Annotated in this window: 5 protein-coding genes and 1 pseudogene; 3 read left to right on the forward strand and 3 right to left on the reverse strand. The window is 64.4% G+C overall.

Features of this window, described 5'->3' with window-relative positions; genetic code table 11:
- Positions 1-104: 104 nt before the first annotated feature.
- From B7X49_RS18785 to B7X49_RS10005, 3 genes and pseudogenes are all read right to left on the reverse strand, one after another.
- Positions 105-962 (reverse strand): annotated as a pseudogene (locus B7X49_RS18785) (carbamate kinase); the annotation flags it as partial.
- Positions 963-967: 5 nt separating this feature from the next.
- Entirely contained in the window at positions 968-1966 is a 999-nt protein-coding gene (gene argF, locus B7X49_RS10000) for an ornithine carbamoyltransferase (RefSeq protein ID WP_286703177.1), read from the reverse strand.
- Between the two features lie 40 nt (positions 1967-2006).
- A complete protein-coding gene (locus tag B7X49_RS10005; RefSeq protein WP_286703178.1) occupies positions 2007-3233 on the reverse strand; it encodes an arginine deiminase in 1227 nt (408 codons plus the stop codon).
- Between the two features lie 375 nt (positions 3234-3608).
- Between B7X49_RS10005 and B7X49_RS10010 the strand changes: the two genes are divergently transcribed.
- The 3 genes from B7X49_RS10010 (at position 3609) to B7X49_RS10020 (ending at position 8011) form a co-directional block, all read left to right on the forward strand.
- Positions 3609-4097: a hypothetical protein gene (locus B7X49_RS10010; protein ID WP_286703179.1), complete on the forward strand. Its 489-nt coding sequence runs from the start codon at positions 3609-3611 to the stop codon at positions 4095-4097.
- Between the two features lie 42 nt (positions 4098-4139).
- On the forward strand, positions 4140-6476 hold the full coding sequence (locus tag B7X49_RS10015; protein ID WP_286703180.1) for an HAD-IC family P-type ATPase: 2337 nt from the start codon (positions 4140-4142) through the stop codon (positions 6474-6476).
- 206 nt (positions 6477-6682) lie between these two features.
- Complete coding sequence (locus B7X49_RS10020; protein WP_286703181.1) at positions 6683-8011, forward strand: extracellular solute-binding protein; 1329 nt, start codon at positions 6683-6685, stop codon at positions 8009-8011.
- Positions 8012-8142: the final 131 nt, after the last annotated feature.

Genomic DNA, 8142 nt, shown 5'->3' on the forward strand with positions numbered 1-8142 from the left:
TAGCGCAAGGCGCCAGGTCGCAACGTCCGGAAACCGATCGTGCCGGAATCGCTGACGATGCGCGTCCCCGCATCGCCATCGATCACCCGTGACAGATCAGCGAGCGCCCCGATCGCCGCTGGCCTGCCGGTGGCGGCCACGAACGATACGGCAGCCGCAACCTTCGGCCCCATCGAGCCTGCCTTGAACGCCTCGCCGTGGCGCCTCAATGCATCGGGGTCGGCCCGCCCGATCAAGCGCGCGTGTTCCGTGCCATAGTCGAGATAGACGCCAGACACGTCGGTCAGCATCACGAACAGGTCGGCCGCCACCTGTTGCGCCAGCAAGGCGCTGGCCGCGTCCTTATCGATCACGGCCTCGACTCCGTCCATTCGCCCGTCGACGCCGGCGGCGACGGGAATTCCCCCGCCACCCGCACAGATCACGATGACACCCGCCTCGATCAGCCGTTGGATGGGGCCGATTTCGACAATGGCTTGCGGCCGTGGCGAGGCGACCACGCGGCGCCATCCCTCACCATCGGGCGCGATCGACCAGTGATGCGTCGCCGCGATCAGGCGCGCGGCCGCTTCGTCCAGCATCGGGCCGATCGGCTTGGCCGGCGCGGCAAAAGCCGGATCATCCCGAGCGACGACAATCTGGGTCAACAGGGTTGCCACCTCGGTGCCAACCGGCAGCGCGTTGCGCAATTCGCGCTCGATCGCAAAGCCGATCCAGCCTTCGCTTTCCGCATCCAGCACATCCAGCGGCAACGCCGACTCAGCCGGCCCGGCCGCCGATTGCAGCGCGAGCAGCCCAACTTGCGGACCGTTGCCGTGCGTCAGGATCAATTGATGGCCGGCCGCGACCAATGCTGCGAGCGCGCGCGCCGCACCCCGCAGCGTATCCAACTGATTGGCGGCGGTCAGTGGCTGGCCGCGCTTGAGCAACGCGTTGCCGCCGAGTGCGATCACGATGCGCATGGCACTCAGCCCAACGTCGCGACCAGGATCGCCTTGATGGTGTGCATCCGGTTCTCCGCCTGATCGAACACGATCGATGCCGGGGATTCGAAAACATCATCGGCCACCTCCATCGCGGTGATGCCGAATTTCGCTTCGATATCGCGTCCGGTCGTCGTCTCTGCGTTATGGAACGATGGCAGGCAGTGCATGAATCTGGTCAGCGGATTGCCGGTTGCGGCCATCAACGCCGCGTTGACCTGATAGGGTTTCAGAAGATCGATCCGTTTCTGCCAGATCGATGGATCTTCGCCCATCGATACCCAGACGTCGGTATAGATGAAATCGGCGGCCGCGACCGCCTTGAGCGGATCGGTCTCGTACAGCACGGAGGCACCGCTTGTCGCCTCGAGCGCGCCGATATGACCGATGAACGCTGCCTCCGGCCGGAGTGCGGGCGGCGCGCCGATGGTTAGACGCATGCCCAGTTTTGCCGCCCCGGTCGCCAGCGAGCGCGCCATATTGTTGCGCCCATCACCCATGAAAGCGAACCGAACGTCCGACAGATTCTTGTGGGTGAATTCACGCATGGTCATGAAGTCCGCCAAGATCTGGGTCGGGTGCGATTGATCGGTCAAACCATTGTACACCGGCACGCCGGCATATTGCGCCAGTGTGACCGCGTCCGCCTGGCCGAAGCCGCGAAACTCGATCGCATCGAACATCCGCCCCAGCACGCGCGCGGTATCGCGCACGGTCTCGGCCTGACCGATATGGCTGCCGCCGGGCCCCATATACGTCACATGCGCGCCCTGATCGTGGGCCGCGACCTCAAAGCCGCTGCGTGTGCGGGTCGAATCCTTCTCGAAAATCAAGGCGATATTCTTGCCGGTCAGTGCCGCGCGCTCGAATCCGCCACGCTTGGCGGATTTCAGATCTTTTGCCATGTCCAGCAGGTAGCGGATTTCATCGGCGGCGAGATCATCAAGATCGATCACGCTTCTGCCGTGCAGATTGATGGCCATCGGATTGTCCTGTCTTTGGTTGATCAGATCGGGGGGTTGATCAGATCGGGTCGCGTACCAGCGGACACGTCATGCAATGGCCGCCACCGCGGCCGCGCCCGAGTTCCGAACCCGCAATGGTGATCACCTCGACGCCCGATTTGCGGAGTTGCGTGTTGGTATAAACATTGCGGTCGTAGGCGATCACCACACCGGGCGCGACCGCGACGACATTATTGCCGTCGTCCCATTGTTCCCGTTCCGCCTCGAACGCATCGCCGCCGGTCACGACCCGCCGCAGCGTCGCAACGCCGACCGCCTGCGCGACCACATCAACGAACGGTCCAACCTCGGCGACCACGCGGATCGCACCGGTGTCATCGCCCGGATAGAGCGAAAACGCCCTGATGTGATCGACGATGTCGGGAAACACCGTCACCAGATCCCGATCGCAGAAGGTGAACACGGTATCGAGATGCATATAGCTGCGGTCGCGCGGCATCAGCGCTGCGATCACCCGCCGCGCCGCCCCGTGTGCGAACAGACGACTGGCATATTCGGTCACGGCCTGCGGCGTCGATCGCTCGCCCATGCCGATCAGCACCACACCCTCGGCCAGCGGCATCACGTCGCCGCCTTCCAGGCTCAGCGGGCTGAAATCCTGGTCCGCAGCATCGAGGTAGCGGACGAAATCGGCATTCCTGAAGCGCGGGTGAAACCGATACACGCACGCCACATTGATCGCCTCCGGCCGGCGCGCCGGCCAGAACATCGGGTTGATGAACACCCCCTTGTTGACCCAACAAGAGCTGTCACGGGTAAATAACTGGTTCGGCAGCGGCGGCAGCACGAATTGATGATCCGCCTGGGTCAGGGCGAACAGGCCCCTGGCTGCAAATGGCAGCTCGGCCCGCGCAATCCCGCCGATCAGAAACCTCGCGAGCTGCGCGGCCGGCAATTCATCGAGCCAGGCGCGCATCTCCCCCATCGTACCATGACCGAGATGTTTCAGATCGACCCGCCGATCGAGCAGCCACGCCCGGGCTGACGCATCGGCCATCGCCTCGGCGAGCATTGCGCCGAATTCGTGCACGATCACCCCCCGTTCGCGCAGGGTATCGACAAACGCATCATGTTCCTGGCGCGCCTTCTTGACCCACAGGACATCGTCAAACAGAAACGCGTGGCAGTTGCCCGGCGTCAGCCGCTCAAGGCCAAGGTCGGGCCGGTGCACCAATACTTCGCGCAATATCCCAACCTCGGAATGAACGCCCAAAACGGCGGTCATGACTCGATCCGATCCGGCGAATGGTCCCGCCTGGCGGTCTTTACGATCGCGGCCGGCCGGGTGTGCGCGCAACAAGGTATCGTTCGACTCATCGAATAATCTCCGTCATGGCGGGGAGCCCCGGTGATGCAAAGTCCACCGGACGATGCGCGATCAACCAGCCCCCGGCAGGTTTCCAGCGTTTAAATGCCGACAGGTCCCGCCTCGCATTGATCTGAATCAAGGCACGCTTGGACGGTGTCCGCCACTTTGAGGAACGATCGGATCAAGCGCTGCATCGGGTGATGTCCGGAGGCGTCCACCGCTTCATCGCCCACCGACCCGATATCCCACGCCGCGTGTGACCGACCATTTCGTGAAGGATAACAATTTGCGATGCCCAGATCCCCCGGACTTATGCCGCTCGAACCCTCGTTCGACATCTTTCTGTTTGCCGTGGTCGGGGAAGACAGGCGCGGCGTGCCCGTCAGCGTGCTATCGATCCTGGCGCGCTCGAACATCGATCCGTGGGAGGAGGCCGCATCCCTCGCCCGACTGCCCCGCACGACCGCTGCCGATCGGCTGACCGGCCTGATCACGGCCGTGCCAGACGGGATCGAGGGTAGCGCATGCCCGGAGACCACCGCTTCACGCCTGGTCAAACTCCTGCCGCACGCCAGCATCGCCATCGATCATCCGTTCACGACCATGGCGCGCACCACCACCATGCAATTTCCAGCCGTCAGTGCGCGCTCCCGCGTCGCCGCCATCCTGCTCTGTGCCGCCCTGATCGCATCGCTCGTCTATGTCGTCTCAAGCAGCGAGCCCGACACGCAAACCGGCCATACGGCCGAAGCCGCCATCACGAGCCCGACCGACCGCTGAAACCGCCCGCACATCCGCGCCGTCTTTGAACAGGAATTATGCATGACAGCGCCCGCCATCGCCACAGCCGGGGCACCACCGGGCCTGACCAGCAACGAAGCCGCCAGCCGGCTGAAATCCAACGGTCCGAACGCGATGCCGGACGCGACCGAACATGTGCTGCGCCGCGCCATCGGTAAATTCTGGGCGCCGGTTCCCTGGATGCTCGAAGCCGCGATCGGGCTGGAATTGCTGCGCGGCAGCATCATCGAAGCCGCCGTCATCGCGCTGCTGCTTCTGTTCAACGCTGTCCTCGGCCTGGTCCAGGAGGGCCGGGCGCAGGCGACGCTCGATGCGCTGAAATCCCGCCTCGCCTTGAACGCCTCGGTCCGGCGCGACGGCGCTTGGCGGACCGTGCCCGCCACCGATCTGGTGCCCGGCGATGTCGTGAAACTATCGCTCGGTGGTGTCGTCGTGGCCGATGTCACGCTCATCAGCGGCGAAATCCTGCTCGATCAATCGATGCTGACCGGCGAATCCGTCCCGATCGAAGGCACCGCTGGCCAGAAAACCTTCGCCGGCGCGCTGGTGCGGCGCGGCGAAGCCATCGCCGAAGTGACCGCGACGGGTGCGCGCACCAAATTCGGCCGGACCGCCGAACTCGTGCGGATCGCCCACAACGTCAGCTCCCAGCAAACCGCGGTGCTGCGCGTCGTGCGCAATCTCGCCGGTTTTAACGGCGTGATCACGGTTCTGCTGGTCGGATACGCGGTTCATCTCGGCATGACGACCGACCAGATCATCGCCCTCGCGCTCACCGCCGTGCTGGCGAGCATTCCGGTCGCGCTGCCCGCCACCTTCACCCTCGCCGCCGCACTCGGCGCCCGCGCGCTGGCGGCGCGCGGCGTGCTACCGACCCGGCTGTCCGCGGTCGATGAAGCGGCCACCATGGATGTGCTCTGCGCCGACAAAACCGGCACGCTGACCCGCAACGCGCTCAAAGTAACCGATGTCCACGCCCTGCCCGGCTTCGATGTTGCCCATATCCTCGCGTGCGCCGCCCTCGCCAGCTCGGATGGCGGGCAAGACCCGGTGGATCGCGCGATTACCACCGCCGCCAAGGCCAAGCCGATCTCCGACGCCCCCCGGCTGATCGGCTTCACGCCGTTCGATCCGGCGACCAAAATGTCCGCAGCCACGGTGACCGCCACGAGCGGTGAAACCCAGCGCGTCGTCAAAGGCGCGTTCGCGGCGATTGCGCATCTCGCCGCCGCGTCGCCCGATGCCGCATCGACCGCCGAAGCCCTCCAGGCCAAGGGGTTTCGTGTGCTCGCCGTTGCCGTCGGGCCGGCGCAAGGCCTGAAATTGGCCGGTCTGATCGCCCTGAGCGATCCGCCGCGCGATGATTCCGCCGATCTGATCCGCGCGCTGAAGACCCTCGGCGTCCACACCATCATGGTCACCGGCGACGCCGCCGCCACCGCCGCGATCGTCGCCCACGCCGTCGGGCTCGATGGCGCGATCTGCCCGGCCGGCGCGATCCCGGACAGCATCAGCCCGGGCCGTTTTGCCGTGTTCGCCGGCGTGCTGCCTGAGGACAAATTCAAGCTGGTCAAGGCGTTCCAGAGCCAGCACCATATCGTCGGCATGTGCGGCGACGGGGCGAACGATGCCCCGGCGCTGCGCCAGGCGCAGATCGGCATCGCCGTGGCAACCGCCACCGATGTCGCCAAATCGGCCGCCGGCATGGTGCTGACCGGCGCGGGGCTCGGCGGCGTGGTCGCCGCGGTCAAGGAAGGGCGCGTGATTTTCCAGCGCATCCAGACCTACACGATCAATACCATCATCCGGAAACTGGTGACGGTGCTGTTCCTCGCCGTCGGTCTGCTGATAACCGGCCATGCGATTCTATCGCCCATGCTGATGGTCATTTTCATGATCAGCGGCGATTTCCTGTCGATGTCGCTCTCGACCGACAATGTTAGCTGGTCCCCCCAGCCGAATGTCTGGCGCATCGGCCGGCTGACCATCGCCTGCGCCATCATCGCAGCCGGTCTGCTGGTGTTTTGCAGCGTGACGCTCGCCATCGGGCATTTCGCACTCGGCCTGAGCGCCGCCGCGCAAGAGACGCTCGCCTTCGTCGCTCTGGTGTTTTCCACCCAGACCACGATCTACGCGATCCGCGACCGGCGCCATCGCTGGGCCTCGCGCCCGAGCGGCTGGCTGCTGGCATCGTCGGCCGCAGGCATCGGCGGTGTCGCCTGTCTCGCCATCAGCGGCATTGCCATGCCCGCGCTGGGCGCACCGGTGGTGCTCGGCGTCTTCGTGGCGTCAGTTCTGTTCGCGCTCATGCTCGATCTGGTGAAACTGCCGGTGTTCGCCCGACTCGGTCTTGCATGACGCGTCCAACGTGAGCCGCCCGCTGGTATCAGAAGCAATCGAACAAAAAAACAGCGCCCGCTTTCGATCGACAATAGCCGCGGCCCCGCCGATTCATGCCATTCGCGGCCACGCCCCTCTTGTTGTCACGTGACCTTCACTGATATGTCATCGCCCTGTCATCAAGCCGCGCTAAGCGGCACGGGTCGTCAACAAGGGAATTTTTCATGAAACGCCGCCTCCTGATCGCCGCAGCGCCGGTAACCGCGCTCGCCGCCGCCACCGCCCGCGCCGCCGCACCCGTGACCATCACGCTCTGGCACGCCATGGCCGGCGCGCTCGGGCAGAAACTCCAGGCGACCGTCGATGCATTCAACAAAAGCCAGACGGCCTATCAGGTCGATGCCGTCTATAAAGGCACCTACCCGCAGGTGCTGACCGCGACCATCGCCGCCTGGCGCGCCGGCAAAGCCCCCTCGATTGCGCAGGTGTTCGACGTTGGCACCGCCGACATGCTCGGCGCCGGGCGTGCCGTGGTCGATGTCTATAAACTCGCCGCCATGACGGGCGTCGCCATCGACCCCGCCACCTACATCCCCGCCGTGCGGGGCTACTACAGCCTCAATGACGGCAAGATGGGCGCAGCACCCTTTAATTCCTCCACCGCAACCATGTGGATCAACGAAGACGTCTTCGAGAAAGCCGGGCTCGACCCGAAAATGTCGCTGGCCACCTGGGACGATGTGATCAAGGCCGCCCGCGCCATCAAAGCCAAGAACGCCGCACCCATCCCGGTGATGACCTCCTGGCCTACCTGGGTGCATTTCGAGCAGTTCGCCGCCATCCACAATGTGGAATACGCAACGCTGAACGATGGCTTCGGCGGCCCGAAACCCACCCTCAAAATCGACACCGCCCCTTTCGTCAAAAACCTCGGCACCATCCTGTCGATGCAGAAGGAAGGCCTGTTCAAATACCAGGGTCGCGACGGCGCCCCCAGCCCGATCTTCTACGCCGGCAAAGCCGGTATCACCTTCGACAGTTCCTCGATCTACGGGCAGCTCAAACAGAGCGCAAAATTCAAATTCAACGATACCTACCTGCCCTACCACCCCTCGATCATCAAATCGCCGATCAACTCGATCATCGGCGGCGCCGCCTTCTGGGCCATGACGGCACCCGATCGCAGCAAACCCGAATACACGGCAGTCGCAAAATTCTTCAATTTCATCAGCCAGCCCGAAAACGACTCCGGCTGGTCCGAAGCCACCGGCTATATTCCCGTCACCACCGCCGGTAACGCACTGATCACCAAACAAGGCTTCTACACCGCCAACCCCGGCACCAATATCGCGGTCGAACAACTCACCCGCACCCAACCCACCAACTTCTCGCGCGGCATCCGCCTCGGTGGCATGCCCGAAGTGCGCGTCATCATCGAAGAAGAATGGGAACGCGCCATCCAGAATAACACACCAGCCAAAACCGCCCTCGCCGCCGCCCAACACCGCGCCCAAGCCGTGATCAACCGGTTCGCCCAATCCATCCACGCCTGATGCCGGGGGGTGGGGGTGACGTGCTGGAAGGAAAGCAAGGCCAGGGGCTCTGCCCCTGGACCCCGTTAAAGGCGGAGCCTTTAAAATCCATTAGTTTTAGGCAAGGGGAGGGCGACCCAGGCCAGATCGAC

It is taken from the genome of Acidiphilium sp. 34-64-41, assembly GCF_002282635.1.
Lineage (GTDB): Bacteria > Pseudomonadota > Alphaproteobacteria > Acetobacterales > Acetobacteraceae > Acidiphilium > Acidiphilium rubrum.

Coding starts and splice junctions, on each gene's coding strand:
- argF (WP_286703177.1), bottom strand. CDS start 1,966: ATGGCCATCAATCTGCACGGCAGAAGCGTGATCGATCTTGATGATCTC.
- B7X49_RS10005 (WP_286703178.1), bottom strand. CDS start 3,233: ATGACCGCCGTTTTGGGCGTTCATTCCGAGGTTGGGATATTGCGCGAA.
- B7X49_RS10010 (WP_286703179.1), top strand. CDS start 3,609: ATGCCCAGATCCCCCGGACTTATGCCGCTCGAACCCTCGTTCGACATC.
- B7X49_RS10015 (WP_286703180.1), top strand. CDS start 4,140: ATGACAGCGCCCGCCATCGCCACAGCCGGGGCACCACCGGGCCTGACC.
- B7X49_RS10020 (WP_286703181.1), top strand. CDS start 6,683: ATGAAACGCCGCCTCCTGATCGCCGCAGCGCCGGTAACCGCGCTCGCC.